The organism is Nocardia cyriacigeorgica, from assembly GCF_010858045.1.
Taxonomy (GTDB): Bacteria; Actinomycetota; Actinomycetes; order Mycobacteriales; family Mycobacteriaceae; genus Nocardia; species Nocardia cyriacigeorgica_E.
Genome location: NZ_JAAGVC010000457.1, coordinates 1 through 225, shown reverse-complemented (window position 1 = coordinate 225; position 225 = coordinate 1). Strand labels below are relative to the sequence as shown.

The 225-nt window shown below is 68.9% G+C and carries 1 protein-coding gene; it reads left to right on the top strand.

The features are described 5' to 3' along the window. Positions 1–225 (top strand): arabinosyltransferase C-terminal domain-containing protein (locus GV790_RS30450; protein ID WP_163818231.1); only part of this gene is annotated, 225 nt, incomplete at both ends.

Genomic DNA, 225 nt, shown 5'->3' with positions numbered 1-225 from the left:
CCGTTCGCCCACCACAACGGCGTCGCCGAGGTCCCGCGCTACCGCATCCTGCCCGACCGCCCGCTGGCCGTGAGCTCCACCGACACCTGGCAGGCCCAGGAATTCGGCGGCCCCCTCGGCTGGACCGAACTACTACTGCAAGCCGAGACCGTGCCCACGTACCTGAACGACGATTGGGGCCGCGACTGGGGTTCGCTGGAACAGTTCACCCCGTACGACCCGGAT